Annotated in this window: 15 protein-coding genes and 1 pseudogene; 11 read left to right on the top strand and 5 right to left on the bottom strand. The window is 40.3% G+C overall.

Annotated features, from left to right (window positions below):
• Positions 1 to 2: 2 nt before the first annotated feature.
• Both P3L37_RS12605 and dtnK read right to left on the bottom strand, forming a co-directional pair.
• Entirely contained in the window at positions 3 to 989 is a 987-nt protein-coding gene (locus P3L37_RS12605) for a D-threonate 4-phosphate dehydrogenase (RefSeq protein WP_272573744.1), read from the bottom strand.
• Between the two features lies 1 nt (position 990).
• Positions 991 to 2,238 (bottom strand): D-threonate kinase, encoded by a 1,248-nt coding sequence (gene dtnK, locus P3L37_RS12600; RefSeq protein ID WP_272573743.1) that lies wholly within the window; start codon positions 2,236 to 2,238, stop codon positions 991 to 993.
• Positions 2,239 to 2,413: 175 nt separating this feature from the next.
• On the opposite strand from dtnK, the gene P3L37_RS12595 reads away from it, so the two are divergent.
• The 8 genes from P3L37_RS12595 (at position 2,414) to P3L37_RS12560 (ending at position 12,312) form a co-directional block, all read left to right on the top strand.
• On the top strand, positions 2,414 to 3,562 hold the full coding sequence (locus P3L37_RS12595) for an iron-containing alcohol dehydrogenase (RefSeq protein WP_272667312.1): 1,149 nt from the start codon (positions 2,414 to 2,416) through the stop codon (positions 3,560 to 3,562).
• Between the two features lie 17 nt (positions 3,563 to 3,579).
• Entirely contained in the window at positions 3,580 to 4,464 is an 885-nt protein-coding gene (locus P3L37_RS12590; RefSeq protein WP_272573741.1) for a dihydrodipicolinate synthase family protein, read from the top strand.
• Between the two features lie 91 nt (positions 4,465 to 4,555).
• Complete coding sequence (locus tag P3L37_RS12585; RefSeq protein WP_272573800.1) at positions 4,556 to 5,506, top strand: phosphoglycerate dehydrogenase; 951 nt, start codon at positions 4,556 to 4,558, stop codon at positions 5,504 to 5,506.
• A gap of 34 nt (positions 5,507 to 5,540) precedes the next feature.
• Positions 5,541 to 6,818: an MFS transporter gene (locus tag P3L37_RS12580; RefSeq protein WP_272573740.1), complete on the top strand. Its 1,278-nt coding sequence runs from the start codon at positions 5,541 to 5,543 to the stop codon at positions 6,816 to 6,818.
• A gap of 401 nt (positions 6,819 to 7,219) precedes the next feature.
• Positions 7,220 to 8,071: an ABC transporter ATP-binding protein gene (locus tag P3L37_RS12575; protein WP_272667311.1), complete on the top strand. Its 852-nt coding sequence runs from the start codon at positions 7,220 to 7,222 to the stop codon at positions 8,069 to 8,071.
• Positions 8,068 to 8,883, top strand: coding sequence for an ABC transporter ATP-binding protein (locus P3L37_RS12570; protein WP_272573738.1), 816 nt, complete (start codon positions 8,068 to 8,070; stop codon positions 8,881 to 8,883). Before P3L37_RS12575 ends, P3L37_RS12570 begins: the two co-directional genes overlap by 4 nt.
• Before the next feature lie 107 nt (positions 8,884 to 8,990).
• Positions 8,991 to 10,523 carry an ABC transporter substrate-binding protein gene (locus tag P3L37_RS12565; protein WP_272573737.1) on the top strand — a complete coding sequence of 511 codons (1,533 nt, stop codon included), beginning with the start codon at positions 8,991 to 8,993 and terminating at the stop codon, positions 10,521 to 10,523.
• Positions 10,524 to 10,536: 13 nt separating this feature from the next.
• Positions 10,537 to 12,312 (top strand): ABC transporter permease subunit, encoded by a 1,776-nt coding sequence (locus tag P3L37_RS12560; RefSeq protein WP_272573736.1) that lies wholly within the window; start codon positions 10,537 to 10,539, stop codon positions 12,310 to 12,312.
• Positions 12,313 to 12,508: 196 nt separating this feature from the next.
• On the opposite strand, the pseudogene P3L37_RS12555 reads toward P3L37_RS12560, so the two are convergent.
• The 3 genes and pseudogenes from P3L37_RS12555 to P3L37_RS12545 form a co-directional block, all read right to left on the bottom strand.
• Positions 12,509 to 13,173 (bottom strand): annotated as a pseudogene (locus tag P3L37_RS12555) (IS110 family transposase); the annotation flags it as partial.
• A 255-nt stretch (positions 13,174 to 13,428) separates the two neighbouring features.
• Positions 13,429 to 14,622, bottom strand: coding sequence for a tyrosine-type recombinase/integrase (locus tag P3L37_RS12550; protein WP_272573735.1), 1,194 nt, complete (start codon positions 14,620 to 14,622; stop codon positions 13,429 to 13,431).
• A 513-nt stretch (positions 14,623 to 15,135) separates the two neighbouring features.
• Positions 15,136 to 15,504 carry a MerR family transcriptional regulator gene (locus tag P3L37_RS12545; protein ID WP_109911072.1) on the bottom strand — a complete coding sequence of 123 codons (369 nt, stop codon included), beginning with the start codon at positions 15,502 to 15,504 and terminating at the stop codon, positions 15,136 to 15,138.
• 78 nt (positions 15,505 to 15,582) lie between these two features.
• On the opposite strand from P3L37_RS12545, the gene P3L37_RS12540 reads away from it, so the two are divergent.
• The 3 genes from P3L37_RS12540 (at position 15,583) to P3L37_RS12530 (ending at position 17,944) form a co-directional block, all read left to right on the top strand.
• Entirely contained in the window at positions 15,583 to 16,365 is a 783-nt protein-coding gene (locus P3L37_RS12540; protein WP_004909680.1) for an SDR family NAD(P)-dependent oxidoreductase, read from the top strand.
• Between the two features lie 412 nt (positions 16,366 to 16,777).
• The gene (locus tag P3L37_RS12535; RefSeq protein WP_004909682.1) at positions 16,778 to 17,461 is read left to right on the top strand and encodes a hypothetical protein; all 684 of its coding nucleotides are present in this window, start codon (positions 16,778 to 16,780) and stop codon (positions 17,459 to 17,461) included.
• Positions 17,462 to 17,668: 207 nt separating this feature from the next.
• Positions 17,669 to 17,944 carry a GNAT family N-acetyltransferase gene (locus P3L37_RS12530; RefSeq protein WP_164529360.1) on the top strand — a complete coding sequence of 92 codons (276 nt, stop codon included), beginning with the start codon at positions 17,669 to 17,671 and terminating at the stop codon, positions 17,942 to 17,944.
• Positions 17,945 to 17,970 lie beyond the last annotated feature (26 nt).

Here is a 17,970-nt window from a genome sequence, read left to right as displayed (position 1 = left end):
GATTAACCTTTTGTAATTTGCATCGCAAGTTCAATTGAAGTCGACATACTCTCAGATTTAGCTTTACCTGTCCAAGCAATATCAAATGCAGTGCCATGATCAGCTGAGGTCCGGATAAATGGTAAACCTGCGGTGATATTAACGCCATCATAAAAGCCCAAAAGTTTTAATGGAATATGGCCTTGGTCATGATACATAGCAACAACGATATCGTACATCCCTTCATGACATTGCATAAAGACCGTGTCTGGAGGGCATGGACCAAATACATTAAATCCTTGTTGTTTCATCTCATTAACTGCTGGGCTGACAATTTTAATTTCTTCATCACCGAATAAACCATTTTCGCCCGCATGAGGGTTAACACCTGCTACGGCTATTCGCGGAGATTGAAAGCCAACGCGTTTTAAAAAGCTATCTGCAATACGGATAACCGTTTTCACACGTTCAGGATTTAAAGTATCGAGAAATTTACGCAGCGCAATATGCGTGGAAACATGGATCACTTTTAACTTATCAGTATAAAGCACCATCGCATAATCTTTGCTGTCAGTGAGGTGAGCGAGTAATTCGGTGTGCCCCGGGTAATTGTGGCCCGCTAAATGAAGCGCTTCTTTGTTCAGTGGTGCGGTTGCTATCGCACTGACTTCCCCTGCCATGGCTAATTCGGTCGCTCGTTTGATACAGCGAAAAGCAAGATCACCCGCTTGGGCTTGCACAACACCCGGCAGTAATGCTTCAGGATCTGAAAGAGGTTCATCAATAATATTTAATACACCCGCAGAGAAAACCGCTTCGTGAGCATGCTTAATCACATTCAGTTTAATGAACGGTGTGATTTTTAAATCGAGAATACGTTCTAATGTCCTAACACAACCAACAACAATCACTGGAGAGCCTGAAAGTTGCTCACTTAATAATGATTTAATGATAATTTCAGGTCCAATTCCCGATGGGTCACCCATAGTGACAGCAATAATATGACTCATTTTACTTCCTCTCAATAAATGTCAAAATTTCAAATAGGGTATCTTCGCTGCCGAAAGCGCCAGCCTTCGTCAGCACTAATTTATTCCATTCACTATGAATAAAGCGGCCATAAGGAACACAATCTGCAATCTGCCCTTGGATATTGAACCCCTCGGCGCCTAAAGCGTTTGCTGCAGCAATGGCAACATCACCACCAGATAAATAAAGTGCTTTTGGCGATGAGTATGAAATAACTTGTTGAGTTAATTCGCCCAGTAATAAGCAAATTTTTTCCCCCAACTGAGTGCGCGTTAAGGCCCATTTTTCACATAGAGCAATAACCTGATGACGGGCTGAATGCTCTAAACTGGTATGAGCAATGCAATGTTGCCCTTGATTTAAAGCTTCACTGATAATTTGTTGATATTTTTGAATGCCATGGGAGAGCATTTCGTCGATATCTAAGTGAACAAAGTGAGTATTAGGGTGCGAAGTCAGTCGATTAATTTGTTTTTGAGCAATTTCGCTCATTGATCCTATCATGGCAAATAAATTACTGTGATTTTTTACGACCTGAGATTCACTAAAAGCTTGGAATAGTCCTGATGAGCCGACCAGTAATGGCAAGGTTTTTGCTTGAGTGGCAACACTGACGACATGCTTTAATTCGTCTTGAGTCTGTGTATCAACAATGATGATTAAATGTTGATTATTTCCATTTTTGTCATGGTGTTTGAATAAATCATTAAGCTGTTGGTGTGTTACATTCACACAACTGATTTTGCTTTGCAGTCTTATAATCTCGGCAATATTCGCGTGCAAAACAGGCGTTTTGGGGTCAGATGCAAATTCCGTTTCAGTAATTAATTTCCCATGAACATAGCAGTTTCCTTTTATAGTGACGCGGCCTGCGTTTGGGTATGCAGGCGCAAGTATGGCAATAGTTCTGCCTGTTGCTTGCATGAGCGCTTCAATTTCACTGCCAATATTACCGCGAAGTGTAGAGTCTATTTTCTTTAATACCCAGTCAGTTTGGCGAATTTTGCCTATTTTACTGACTAAATCGTGAATTTTTTCATTTGCGTGGTTTGCATCCATAGCGCGGCTATCGCTATTGATGATGAGGGCTTGAGCCTTTCCTGAATAGGGCAATTGAAAAACCACATCGGCAACGAGTTCTGCATTCACTAAATTTACACCTGCATCATTAGCACCCGTGAAATCATCAGCCAGAACAATGAGTTTTCTCTTTTTTCTATGTTGAATCATGGCAATCCCATTTTATCATTATGCTCATTATGATTATATTAAATCATAATTGATTATTCGTGAGCAAGATCAATTTAATTAATGAAGTTTTCGCTTATAAAATTAGCATCAAAAAGCTAGAATAGCTCATTATGATTAAATTCAATCATATTGGCAATAAGAGATAGGAGACGACATGACCACAATTAACAGCACCTTGATCAGTGGTTCAGGGGCCATTTTAGGGATTAAATCGCTATTAAGTGATAAGAAAAATATATTATTCGTTACTGATGCCAATATTGTGCGGTTAGCTGATACTCAAACAATAATTAAGTTAGCACAAGAGGAAGGTCGGAACGTTCACATTATCGACAATGTTCCACCTGAGCCGAGCAACCATGATGTTGATGCGATACTTTCTAAACTGCACGATAAATCATCGTATGATTTAGTGATGGGGGTTGGTGGTGGGAGTGTTCTCGATATCGCTAAACTTTTATCTGCACTGTGTGAACCAAATTCACCGGATCTTAGCGCGCTGCTCTTAGGGGAAAAGCCAACGGCGCGCATTGTATCAATGCTGATCCCTGCAACGGCAGGAACAGGCTCAGAGTCAACGCCAAATGCTATTCTTGCCATTCCAGAGCAAAAAACAAAAGTAGGTATTATTTCACCTATTTTGTTACCTGATTATGTTGTATTGCTTCCAGAATTAACCCGTAGCATGCCTGCTCATATTGCATCTTCGACAGGAATTGATGCCTTATGCCATTTAATTGAGTGTTTTACATCAACGATTGCGAATCCTGTGAGTGACAATGTTGCCTTAATGGGGATGTATAAGCTATTTCGCCATCTTGAAATAGCGGTCAATGAGCCAGATAACATGCATTCTAAATTAGAAATGTTATGGGCATCCTATTATGGTGGGGCGGCTATTGCACATGCAGGGACGCATTTAGTTCATGCACTGTCATACCCTTTAGGCGGAACGTATCACTTACCCCATGGCATTGCCAACGCGATTCTTCTCGCACCTTGCATGCGAGTTATCCGTCCTCATTCAGTTGAAAAATTTGCTCAGGTTTGGGATCTCATTCCAAATGCAGATACTTCCCTTACTGCAAATGAAAAATCCCATGCACTTGTCGATTACTTTGCGGCTTTAGTTAAAAGATTGAATTTACCCAATAGCTTGGAAGCGCTCGGTGTGCCTGAAAGTGATATCCCGACACTCAGCGAGGCAGCATTAAATGTCAAACGATTAATGAATAATGCACCCTGTGTAGTTAGTCATGAAGATGTCGCTGCCATATATCAAACACTTTATCCGAATCGTTAATATTAAAGAGGCTAAACATGACAACTAAAATTGAAGGTGTACTTACTGCTATTGTCACGACATTTGATGAAAATGGTGAATTTTGCGCTAAGAGAATGAAAAAGCAAGTTCAGCGCCAAATTAGTCACGGTAATGGTATTTTTTGTAATGGAACGAATGGCGAGTTTTTTGTTTTATCACAAAAAGAAAAGATTATTGTGACTGAAACTTGTGTTAACGAAGTTAATGGTCAAGCTCCGATAGTTGCGCATATTGGTGAAATCTCTACTGAGGAAACAATTAAATTAGGTAAAGAAGTTGCAAAATTAGGGGTGGATGCGGTTTCGGTTATTACGCCGTTCTTTATTCCACTAAACCAAAATGAATTGATTTACCATTATACTAAAATTGCAGATGAGCTAGATGTGCCTGTATTTATGTATAACATTCCAGCAAGGACGGGTAATACCATATTGCCAGAAACCGCGGCAAAATTAGCATTACATCCAAACATTATTGGAATTAAAGATAGTGCGGGAAGTTATGAAAGCCTGAGTGGTTTCTTGAATGCCGTTAAGGGAATTGCGAATTTCAATGTATTAAATGGTCCAGACTCATTAATACATCAAGGATTTGTTGATGGGTGCTCTGCATGTATTTCAGGTTTGGCCAATGTGGCACCAAAAGAAATTAATGCAATTTGGGATAACTTCCATAAAGGTGATATTGAAGCTTCGCGTATAGCACAGGAGAGTGTCACTGGGTTAAGAACAGATCTTTATAAAGTCGCATTTTCGCCAGCTGCGGTGAAAAAAGCGATAACACTGATGGGAGAAGAAGTTGGTGAAAGCCGCTATCCGATTGTTTTCAGTGATCAGGATATTAAAACAATAAAAGCAGTCATTGATAAATATATTTCTTAATAGAAAAACCCTCTTTGGTGTGGCTTTAACAGTCACACCAAATAAATTTAATAATAGAACATCAAAGATTGAAAATAAAAAAGGAATAATTATGAAGGTTATTTCAACATCACCGTCATTTGCCAAATATGATAATTCACCTATTGTTGAATTAGAAAAAAATGGCTTGGAATTTTTATCTTTTCCCGCTGACGTGACCCTCGAAGAGCTTAAGCCACATTTAAATGAAACAGTTGCATTAATTGTCGCATTTACAGATGTAAATGAAGAATTAATTTCTTATTCACCAAATTTAAAAATAGTTTGTAAGCATGGTGTGGGTGTCGATAATATTAATTTAGATGCAACTAAAAAGAAAAATATCTGGGTAACTAATGTCCCGAATGCAAATAAACATGCAGTCGCTGATTTTGCATTTGCTTTATTGCTTAGCGCGGCGAGACAAGTACCACAAGCCTATGAAAAAACGAAACAAGGTGAGTGGCCGAGAATATTCGCAACCGATGTTTATAAAAAAACAATAGGTATCTTTGGCCTTGGCAGTATTGGTAAAGAAGTCGCGATGAGGGCTAAAGGGTTTAATATGGAAGTATTAGCCTATGATCCATACCCTGATGTGGTGTTCGCTGAGCAGCACGGTATTAAATTTTTACCTTTAGATGATGTGATTAAGAATAGTGATTTTATTAGTATTCATATGCCACTAATCGAATCAACAAATAATTTATTTAATGCAGACAAACTTTCAATAATGAAAAAAACAGCATTTATATTAAATTTATCCCGAGGTGGTATTATTAATGAAAGTGATTTATATAACGCATTATCAAATAAATTAATTGCTGGCGCCGCTTCAGATGTCTTTGTTGAAGAACCACTCCAAGCACATCCTTTATTTTCACTCGATAATTTCATTGGTACCTCACATATTGCAGGTTATACAGATGGCGCAGTTCAAGCCATTGGCGAACAGTGTGTTGAAAATATAATTAATTTATTAATTCATCAGAAAAAACCAATTTATGTGATGAACGGCATGTAATTTCGCCATAGATAACTTAATTGAGGTCAATGCTATGCATACAACATTACGAAAAAAGTCCAAGGTTCGTTGGATTGTCGCGGCACTTATGTGGGCCGCTATTGCGATTAATTATTTAGACAGAGCCATTATTGCTGCCGTTAGCCCAACATTGATTACTGAATTTAGCTTAACGGCTGAGGAGATGGGCTGGATAATGTCTGGGTTCTTCTGGACTTATGCATTATTACAAATCCCCGCGGGGTGGTTGGCTGATAAAATTGGTCAGAAAAAAACATTGGGATGGGCTGTTGGCTGGTGGTCTGTAGCAACCGCACTGATGGGGGTTGCTACAGGGTTTAAGTCACTGCTTGCTATGCGTTTTATTTTAGGTGCAGGTGAAGCGGCGGCGTACCCAAGTAATGCGGGTATTGCTTCTCGTTGGTTCCCAGATAAAGAGCGCTCATTTGTTTCAGCATTGTTTGATAGTGCATCCAAGTTTGGTGGTGCAGTCGCAATGCCATTGATAGTTTGGCTTATTGTTTTATTTGATTGGCGTATTACGTTTATTATTTTTGGTTCAATTGGTGTTATTTGGGTTATCTTCTGGTTTTTCTTTTATACGGATACACCAGAAAAACACGGCATGATTAATCAAGAAGAAATTGATTATATTCGAGAAGGACAAGCACAAAAACACGGCATTGATAGCCAACCAAGTATGCGCTGGTACCAATTGCTTCGCTATAAATCAATTTGGGCAATGTGTTTAGGTTTCTTCACCATTAATTATACTTCTTATTTCTTTATTACGTGGTTACCTGCCTATTTAGTTAAAGAAAAAGGCATGGATTTATTAACCATGGGGTTTGTTGCGACATTACCTTTACTTTGTGGAATGGTCGCTGAGATCACCGCGGGGTGGGTTTCAGATAAAATGCATAGTAGTGGTAAGTATTCGCTAACATTTACACGTAAATCTATTTTGTTATTAGGAATGGCATTAGCACTTTGTGTTGGTTTCGCACCACTGACTGACTCGGTTGTTTTGACCATCGTATTACTCTGTATTGCCCGTTCTGGAACAGCGATCGCAGCATCCCAGGTCTGGTCATTGCCGGGCGATGTTGCACCAAATAATATGGTTTCAACGGTTGCAGGCTTACAAAATACCATTTCTAACTTTGGTGGCGCATTTGGCCCAATTATTACCGGGATTATTGTCACAGCAACAGGTAACTTTGCGTGGGCATTAATATTCTCGGCAGTATTATTAGGCTTAGGTATGCTTAATTATGTATTCCTATTAGGTAAAGTAAAACAGATTGCTTAAAGATTAGTTTAATAAGATAAATTAAATTTACTATTGTACTGTAGAAATTGTACTGTGGATAAGCCGCATCTGAATATTATGATATAATTTTTAAGATGCGGCTTGTTTTTTTTAAATAACCAATAAACTGCAATAAATAAGTATGACTAGTCATTAAATCCTCCATTGAAAATAATAGTTCATTCCTAATAATACGAAGATTAAAAAATCAATATTTCCTTATAGCTTTATGAAATTGATATTAAGTCAAATAACCAATTATTTGATAAGTTTATTATCAAGCTTCAAGGTTGCTGATTTAATCATCCATTTTTTCTACAAAATATGACTTGTTCTCTCTGTTGTTGTTATGTTATAACATACTAATTCTTGATGATGACCCTGATTTCATGAGTAATACAATGAGTGACCCAGTTCCAATTCTTAAAGTAAAGCATTTGAGTATATCTATCGGTGGCAATGTTCTTGTCAATGATATTAGCTTTACCCTTTTCGCGTCTGAACGTGTTTGCCTTATTGGTGCTTCGGGATCGGGCAAGTCATTAACAGCGAAAGCCATTACAGGGATACTACCAACAGGTGCCCATGTGGCAGGTCGTATTAAGGTGGATAATGTTGATGTGAGTCAGCTGCATGCATCACGCCGCCGACATAACACTCGAGTTTCTATGGTTTTTCAGGATCCATCAACGGCATTAAACCCATTATTGCCCATTGGAAAACAACTTTCCCTCGCGATGAAAACAGATAGTCGTTTGATAATAAGAGATTTACTTGAAAAACTAAAATTGGGTGATATTCCCGATTTATTAAATCGCTATCCTTCTGAGATTTCGGGCGGCCAACAACAGCGAATTTGTATTGCTCTTGCTTTAATGGGGAATAATCGGCTATTGGTTGCTGATGAGCCGACAACAGCATTGGATGTGATTAGCCAGCAGCAAGTTTTACGCGTTTTAGCGGATAGAAGCCAGCAAACTGGTTTACCAGCCCTATTATTTATTACCCATGATATTGCAGTTGCGGCACAGCTATGCCAGCGGGGGATCGTAATGGAAAATGGCCGGATCGTTGAAAGTGGAGACATGCGGCAGCTTCTAGAAAACCCAACACATTCTTACACGCAGCGACTTGTTTATGCCGCACATCACGCACAGCGTTTGCTCAGAAACGATAAATCACCCACAAAGAGTCTATCACCAGTCAGCAAGACATTACCCTCAATGAATTTATGTGAGGCACAGGCAGAATGAGTGTTTCGCAAAAATCAATATTACAAAGTTTTATCTATGTCGACCGGATTTCTCGTTATCGACCCAGTGCGGCATTTCCTTGGCAAAAGGAAAAGGTGGGTTCGGCTATTCTTCAGAATTTTACCTTAATGCTGAAACAAGGTGAGAGAGTCGGGTTAGTTGGATGCTCCGGCTGTGGAAAATCAACATTACTTAAAGCTATTTTGGCCATTGATCCCGTTGACGGTGGTGCGATTTACTGTGATGGAAGGCCCGTTAAACCAGGCTCAGTTGGCTCACTATTATGGTATCGCCGGCGTGTGCAATACCTTCCTCAAGACCCCGCTAGTTCTCTTCCGCCTTCTCAGCGGGTTGGAGATATTCTCAGTGAACCCCTGAAGCGACTACGAAATATAAATAAATCTAACCTGCATTTGCGCGATGCACTTGAGCAAGTTGAGCTAAGCCAGCAAATCCTGAATAAGCCCATTGGGCACCTTTCTGGGGGGCAAGCTCAGCGGGTTGCTTTAGCTAGGGCCCTGATTATTAAGCCTGATTTTCTATTGGCAGATGAACCGGTTAGCGGCTTAGATTTGCCGTTACGGGAACAAATCAAAACACTGCTTCTGCGGGTCACAAAAGAAAATAAAATGGGGCTATTAATGGTTTCCCACGATATATCCGTGTTAATTGGACTGTGTGACAGAATGCTTGTTATGGAAGATGGCAAAATAATTGAAGATAGGCCGACTCAAGCAATTTTAAGCTCTCCTCACCATTTCCATACTCGGCAGCTATTAGATGCGGTACCTAGTCTTACTGTTGCCTATTGAATTGATAATAAGGGGGGATTCATCAGCAGTATTTTATTGGGCCCTCTGATGATTGAGCCGAATGACTGAAATTTTAGAACAATATTAACTCATTAACGAGGTATATGATGAACATACGCAAGGTATTATGGCCGACTTGCGGGCTTTTTTTCGCCACAACACTGCTGACTGGCTGCTTTAACGAAAGCCATGAAGAGGAGATGAAAGTGACAGATAGCCGAATTAAAATCGCACACCTTCAACCCCCACGCTCAGGTTTGACACCACTTAGTGATGACGCCTTTAAATTGTCACGGTGGAGTACTGCCGAAACGCTGGTTGCGCTTGATAGTGCCGGGGATCCTCAGCCCGTACTAGCCATTAATTGGCAACCTATCAATGAGACAACATGGCGTTTTGAGTTACGACCAAATGTCCACTTTCATGATGGTACTCAGCTAGATGCAAAGGTTGCCGTGAATGCCCTAAATACCGCGGCTCATGCATCGCCAAAGCCGCGAATTCTAGATGGTGTTAAATTGACAGTACAAGCTGATGGGGATGATGCAATCTTCGTTTCAACAGAAAAACCAGACCCTTTATTACCACAACGTTTATCAAGCCCACAATTGGCAGTTTTATCGCTCAATGCCTATAAAGAAAATGGGATAGTCGACCCGATTAACACGGGATCAGGCCCTTTCATTTTGCGTCATGTGAATGGCACCAGCAGTGCATCACTCGATCGTTTTGATGGTTATTGGGGTGAAAAAGCAAAAGCGAGTGGTATTGATGCTAGCTTTGTTTCTGATGGGGCAGCAAGAGCGGCGGCTTTAAGAACAGGGAGTGCTGATATTATCGAAGCAATACCCGTGTCTCAAGCCCCACTTTTAGACCAAACTCTGGTACATGAAGTCCCCATGCCAAGAACGAATACACTCTATCTAAATACCCAAAATGGGGTGATGGCTGATCCCGCAATGCGAGCTGCTGTTCGTGAGGCAGTTAATCGCCAGCAACTCGTTGATAATGTTTATGAAAAACGTGCTGATATTGCGCAAGGTCTGCTAGGGCCAGCATTACCATGGGCAGCGACACTGCGGCAGCCCGTCAGTCACCCAATAGCCGCGGCCAAACCTTCAGGCACGACGATTACATTGGCGACATTTAGCGATCGCACAGAGTTGCCTGAAGTGGCTGTTTATTTAGCTCAGCAGTTAACGGCCGCAGGGTTTAATGTAAAACAAGTTGTTCGTGAATACTCCCAAATTGAATCAGATGCACTCGCGGGGAAATTCGATGCCTTTATTTTATCAAGGGCAACGGTACTGGATTCTGGTGATCCTGTCGCTTATATGTACAGTGATTTTGCCTGCGAAGGATCATTTAATATTGCACAGCTATGCCGCCCTGAGATTGACCAAGCCTTAATGAAAGCCAGTGAAACACCCGCAGGGAATGCTCGTCGCCAAGCTATTATGGCGGCAGAGAACCTTATCCTTGCCAGTGATGCCGCAATTCCAATGTTGCATGAACGCGTGATCCAAGGTGAAAGTGCTCAGTTAAAGCATGCACTACGTGACCCTAGAGAACGGACGTTGGTGAACAGTCATACCCAGATTGTCCCTAAAGACCTGAATTCACCAGCATCACAACAGTAGGATCCTTTGAGCCATGAGCGAATCACTCTATTGCCAATTTCGCACGAAAATTAATCAAGTCAAGTATTTATCTCACGGTGCTTTCATGACTTTCTTCTCACGATTGATAGCGATGAGTGCCGTTGTAATCTTGGTTGGCGTGCTGCCTTGGCTTTCTGGCGCTGATCCTGCATTGTCGCTACTTCGTGCACGTTCAAGTGAACAGGAAGCAACGCCGGAGGCATTAGAGGCGATTCGCCATTCCCTTGGGCTCAATGATGGCCCATGCACATTACTTATAAATTGGTTTGATGGGTTGATTCATGGTGATGCAGGGAATTCATGGGTATCAGGGAGGCCAGTGCTTGAGGGAATGTTACAAGCGGCCCAAGTGTCTTTAACCCTAATGTCACTTTCGGTAATAGTGGCATTCCTGCTAATGTCAATGATTTGCGCCCCGACACTTTATCGTGGGATAAATGGACAAGTTCACCGAACGTCGGGAGTGTTTGCTGCATTTTTTACTGCATTACCTGAATTCCTGCTAGCCTCTTTTTTATTAATTATTGGTGCAGTATGGCTTAAATGGTTTCCGCCTTATGGGTGGGAAGGGTTGCAATATGCAGTATTGCCGGCATTAGCGATGGGGGTGCCTGCTGGTGGCTATCTAGGACGCGTTTTTTCTGATGCATTATCGGCCACATTTACCGAGCATTGGATCATGGCTTGGCGAGTTGCAGGAATAAGTCGCTGGCATATTACTTTCGCTGTGCTCAAACGAACATTATCAACGGTGATACCGTTAATTGGGTTAGTTTTAGTTTCGCTAATCGGCAGTGCCGTTGCAGTAGAGAAAGTCTTTGCAATTCCAGGATTAGGGCGAGCAACATTAGGTGCTGTTGTCGCACAAGATTTACCTGCTTTGCAGCTTGGAGTACTCATTCTGCTTATCACTGCATCTGTTATTGGAATATTGGCTACGGTGATCAGGCATGCCATTTTAGGACGAGCTATCCGCAATTATTCAATACCTTCGTCAAAGGAGCCCGAAGCGAGTCATTCTCGCTACTCGCGCGTAATCCCTTTGATATGCATTTTAGCCCTCGTTTTACTTTTATTGATTGGGTTACCACGTGACCCTTACACCTCAGAATTCTTACGGTTGCAGACGCCTTCTCCCGCCCTTCCGTTTGGTGCGGATGCAATGGGGCGGGACTTGCTGGCTCGGGTCGCTCATGGTGCTCTTTATACTTGTGGGATGGCTTTACTTGTCTCTTTAGTCTGCTTACTGATTGGGCTTGTTATCGGACTATTCCCCCGATTGTGTGTAGGACCGACAGAAATTGCAAATGCGTTGCCTCCTATTATCGCAGGCTTACTTGTTGTTTCGATAATAGGCCCAAGCGCTACGGGCGCAGCCATTGCCATTATGGCTGTTGCTTGGGCTCCGCTTGCAACACACACAGCGGCCTTGGTAACCGAGATTAATGCTAGACCTTATATTCGTATGTTGCCGCTTCTGGGGGTGAATTGGTTCCGCCGTCATCTTTTTTATGTTTTTCCAGCATTGATTGGGCCACTTTTTAGGCATGCGATGTTAAGGCTCCCCGGCATTGCGCTGGCTTTGGCATCATTAGGCTTTCTTGGGCTGGGGGCATCACCACCGACACCAGAGTGGGGGCGAGTTCTTGCGGAAGGGATGCCTTATTTAGAGCGCGGATTCTGGGTTGTCCTCGCCCCTGCAGCGGCTTTAGCATTACTATCGATTATGGCTGTGAGTTTAGCTAATTTGGCACGGAAAAAGCATTAAACTCAAAGAAACGGAGCCTGAAAAAAGGCAAATTTATTGCTAATTTACGAAAAGCTTCAGTAATAATAGTGAATAATGCGAAAATGGGAGGGTATTTGCCGCTATCTTTCAAAAAATAGGAATAGAATGAAATAGAGGGCTGCCTAATGTGTTTCGTTTGCGTTAGATTTATAACATAGGTAACCGTATGAATAAGTAATATTGCCTTAATCAGAACATCCAGCTCAGCGATTTTATCATGTAACTCAAGATAATGTCGGGCAAGAGGCCTTAATGCAATGCGATAACCGTTGGTAACATAACGGTATTCACTGACATTAGGTCTTTAGGATCTCAAAGCCCTGATGAGCTGTAAACGTGTCATATCTCTGAGCTGTTCACGTAATTTATCAGGTGCATAGATAATATTGGAATGGATAATTTGTAGAGCAACTCTACGCACTGAGATAGCTGTTTTACGATAAGTTTTTAGTACTCGTAATTATTCCATCATACCGTTACGTGTTTTGGGGTATAACGGTTCTTATACCCCAAAATGTAGCATGAGTAGCACACTCAGCATCAATCATATCATTTTTGCCCTGTCTGTGTTGCCACACTCTATCTGGAGCAGTCACTTAAAGAAGCTCTAACTCTGCATTCTGACAATAACGAAGCAGTCCTGAGCCGTAGGTGCCTGTGCACTCAACGCTAATTCGCTTTAACGACCCAAATGAGGGCATCCATGCCAACATTTGCCGATAACTTTATCGTGTTGTGAAAAATAATAACTTAATTATTTTGATCTACGGCAGTCGCAACGTACAGATCCTTATGTGTATCTATGCCGCCTATAACTGCGACAGTAACTTTTTCAGCCATGACAGAGCTCCGCTGAGGAAATAGAATTAGATCTCCAAACAGATAATTCGGATAGGACAGTAACAATACAAGCAGCCAGCCCTTTCTTTAGTCACGCACACCGGTGAGGAGATGCCTCGCATTAAGTACTTTCTTGTAACCGACAGATCCAGAGGAAGGCACATTGCTGGTCGTTCAGATTGTGAGTCCGGAAATAAGAAAGTCTTCACTACATCAATGTTCTCACCTATAAGGTAAAATAGTTAGCTCTCAAGTTTAAGGCAGGAGATAATCAGCCCACGCTTGCATCATAGGGCGTCGCTGTTCTAATAAGTCCGTTCGGTGATAAGCCGCTTCCACTTTATTTTTCATTGTATGAGCAAGTGCTCTTTCTGCTAAATCTCGTGGGTAGCTATGTTCAGAACACCAATCTCGAAAGGTGGAACGAAAACCGTGTGCAGTTGCAACGCGATTAGGATTATCGCTGGGTGCTTTTGTCCGCCGTAAGAATGCAGTGAGTACCATATCAGAAAGGACAATTTGTTTTCTAGGGGAAGGAAAAACTAATTCATCATGTAACCCTCTTAGGTTATGGAGTAGCGACATAGCTTGATGAGATAAGGGTACTCGATGCTTCATACCCGCTTTCATTCTGTCCGCAGGAATAGTCCAAATACGTTGCTGAAAATCAATTTCTTCCCATCGCATGGCTCTGGCTTCCCCAGAACGAGAAGCCGTGAGTATCACAAATAAGAGTAAGACACGGGTAACATTATATCGTTCTTCGGTGGAAACATAGGTTGTAATATAAAGAGGGAGAGATTTCCATGGCATTGCAGGTTGATGTTCTGTACGCACGCTGACACTGATTTGTTGTGGTAATAAGTGGGAGACCACATCCACAGGGTTAGCTGTACAGTAACCATGAGCCCATGCCCATTGCATCACTGCATGAATACGTTGCTTGACTCGAGAGGCGGTTTCGGATCGTGTTAACCAAATAGGGCGTAATGCGTTTGCGATATCCGCTGGTGTAAGGGCATCTAATGTTGTTGAGCCGATAAATGGAAAAACGTATTGCTCTAAGGTTGTGATCCATTGTTTACCATGTTTTTCATTTTTCCAGCCAGGAAGTAATTCAGTATGAAGTTTACGGGCAGCATATTCAAAAGAGGGGATTGTTGGTTTCTCGGAAATTGATTTTTTGAACTCAAGGGGATCAATACCTTTGATTATTTGCTCTCGCATTGTTGAAGCAAGATTTGCCGCTTCTGAAATTGTGATTTCAGGGTAACTACCTAAACCTGCATTTCGACGTTTTTGTGTTACAGGGCTCATATAGCGAAGCACCCACTTTCCTCTACCTTTCGTTGATGATGGATGTAGGGTGAGGCCCGTGATACCGCCATGAGGTAATGGTTTATCCTCAGGTTGTATATTCTTAGCTTTTGTATTAGTTAATAAAGGCATGGTGAATTTATCCTACACGTTGGGTATGCCATCTAGTATGCCATTGTTATCAGGCTTTGTATGGAATTTATTGTACGCTCTTGGATGCGATTTAAATTAATTAACTGATATTGTTTGATTAATTGGAATTATCTGGATAGGGTTGGATTCACATTGAGCGGACTCCTCCTCCGCCATCTTCAATTCTAGTAAAGTCTTCCAATCCCAAGTAAATCAAGCATTCCAACTAAATCCCATTATTCCAATGTCTACTAACGTCTATTAAAAACTACCCCCCCTTAGGTGGTACATTTATACTCCATAATTTGAGTGCCCCCAAATGAAGCTAATCATTATACTAGCTGATGCCAGAAGAAAGCGTGATGATGCAAAGAGATTACTGGTGGAGGGAATTGACCCAAACCAACAACCCAAAGAACAAAAGCTGGTGGAATGGGCTAAAAAATAGCAGGGGAATTTATTAAGCACCATAATTCACCATAAGATATGGTGCTTGTGAATTAGCCGTGTAAGTTAATTGGTATTCATTTTTAATTGTTCTTGATAATGCTGAATTTTAAGCTTTAAGTTACTTAAGTGTTCATTTAGAGATAAAATTTGGTTTTCAAGATTAGCGTAGTGTTCAGTAAGCAAATTCATTCTCTCAAATGAAGTTGATGTTCCTATATTTCTTAGTGCCGCGTATTCTTTAATCTTTTTTAAAGGCATGCCAGTTTCTTTTAAACGAGTGATAAACTTAACCCATTCAATATCATCTTCAGAATAGTACCTATGATTGTTTGCTTGTCTGGATGATTTCAATATTCCTTCTTTTTCATAGTATCTAAGGGTGTATATGGTGAATCCGGTTAGTTGTGCAAACTGACTGATTGAATAATTCATGTATTACCTAGAAGTTTCTTGACCTAGAGTTAACTCTATCCTTTACCCTTTTGAAACTTTTGTCAAAGAGGGTATGTCATGAGAAATAAACATTATGCGGTTATTACAGGTGCGAGCTCAGGTATTGGTCGTGCAATTTCAATAAAATTAGCTGAGCGTGGATTTAATATTATTGCTGTGGCAAGGCGAGATTCCTTGTTGAACCAATTGAAAATCGAATTGCGTAAGATTAATCAATACATTGAGGTCGTAACAAAATCATGTGATTTATCTATTACAGATGATGCAATGTCACTTTATGAGGAACTGAAAGCTTTTGATATTCGGGTATGGGTAAATAACGCCGGTGTTGGATATTATGGGGAAGCATTCTCTCAGCCAATAAAAGATGCACAAACTTTATTAAATTTGAATATCAATACACTCGCAGTTCTATCGTTAATGTTCGTGCGTGATAATCAGAATATTGATGATTCACAGTTGGTCAATGTAAGTTCTGCGGGAGGATATACTATCGTACCTACAGCCGTTACCTATTGTGCTTCGAAATTTTTTGTTAGCTCTTTTACTGAGGGATTGGCTCATGAATTATTGAACTTGGATGCTAAGATTAAAGTAAAATTACTGGCTCCTGCAGCGACCAAAACAGATTTTGGTCGAATTGCTAACGGAGTAGAATATTATGATTATGATAAAGTTTTTGGTACATATCATTCTTGCGAGGAACTAGCTGATTTCTTCATTCAGCTATATGACTCAAACAATGTTGTTGGATATATAGATAGAGAGAGCTTTAGCTTTAAATTACTAGATAATAAAATGCCTTACGCAAATAACAATAAATTTAATCAAAAAATATAAATACGAAAAAACCGCCAAAGCATAAGCCGAGGCGGTTATGTATAATTGGCTTTATCAACTAAAGGGCTCACCAAATGAAAAAATCATGGTAATAAAGCCAGTTGTACTAATGCTTATATGATGGTTGCTAGGCAGAATATACGTTAACGAAACGTTAATAATATAAGGTGTTTTTTGTTGATCTAATGGCGTTTTTATTTGTATTTTTTGGCTTAATCAGACATGAGAGTAAATAGCATGCAGTTTTGAGTTACCATCCCACATAACTAAATAATGATTAATACTATGGGTTATAAGTAAATCATCAAGGTTAGTTTCATCAAAAAATTTCAGTGGATAGAAAGATAGTAACTTGTTGAAATTGTTTTATAAATATAATATTTAATATCTTAATGCCATGGATTTTATCAAGATGAATAAATTATTAGTTCCAATTTTTTGTATTGCTTCTTTATCAGGATGTGCGGTGACTGAGTATAATTATGTTCCTGACTCACAAAAAATCAGTGAGCCTAAAATAGGTCAGGTCAACCATATTACAGTAGGGCAACCCTTAGTAAGAGAAGGCAATATTAGTGAAATAGACGGAATTAAAGTATTAAACCCTGTGCAGATAGATTTGGCATACAAAATTATTCCGGGTGTATTCAAAAAAGTGGGCTCAAGTGATAAAGGCGATTTTTATATGCCAGACCAAATAATTGACTCTGGTTCGGTCGTTGTTGAGGTTTTAGGGCAACCTTGGAATTCACTTTTAATTAAAAAAGGGTCTAGTCCTAATGAAATTTGTATCGTAACGGATGTCAATGTTGCTGTTTGTAGCGATAAAGCACAAATCGAACAGGTAAAATTAAATAATTCTGATGGTAATTCATTTGAACAAGCCTTAATTTTCAATGGGATAAATGACCAGGTTGTCGATATTAGTTATCAGAAAATAGGTTCGAATATTGAGAACCAAGGATTTGGCGATACGATTCAGTATAATCTTAAAAACAGCGACATTATTTCTTATCGAAATGTAAAATTAAAAGTTATTGATAGCTCAGAAAATTCATTAACCTATACAGTGATAAGCAATTTTTCTGACAATTAATGTATGTCGCATTAATTAACCAATTGAAAAACAGCGTTAAACTAAATTTAATCTCTAGTTAAGCGCTGTCTCGGCATCTTTTCTCGTGTTGTTATCTTGCTAACTTCAAAATATTTGGATCACATCGACAATTGTATAATATTGTCTTTTTAGTATACGTCACATACTCTAAGTTAAATTGATTTAACTTAGAGGGTGTTATTTATGATGAATATCCAATCTGACCACAATAGCTTTTTTATTTTATCCGATGACAAGCAAACTCGTCTTGCCGAGATAACCTTTGTTTATACTGGCGATGAACTGGTGATTATTGACCACACCGTGGTTGATGAAAGCTTAAAAGGACAGGGCATTGCAAAGTTATTAGTTGCTAAGGTTGTTGAGCGAATGAGAAATGAAGGCCGAAAAATTATTCCATTATGCCCTTTTGCAAAAGCAATATTCGATAGAACACCTGAATACAGTGATATCCGCCAATAACATTTGCTAATTACTGATGAGGTAAG

It is taken from the genome of Providencia sp. PROV114, assembly GCF_032704305.1.
GTDB classification, from domain to species: Bacteria; Pseudomonadota; Gammaproteobacteria; order Enterobacterales; family Enterobacteriaceae; genus Providencia; species Providencia rettgeri.
This window is presented reverse-complemented; position numbering and strand designations above follow the sequence as displayed.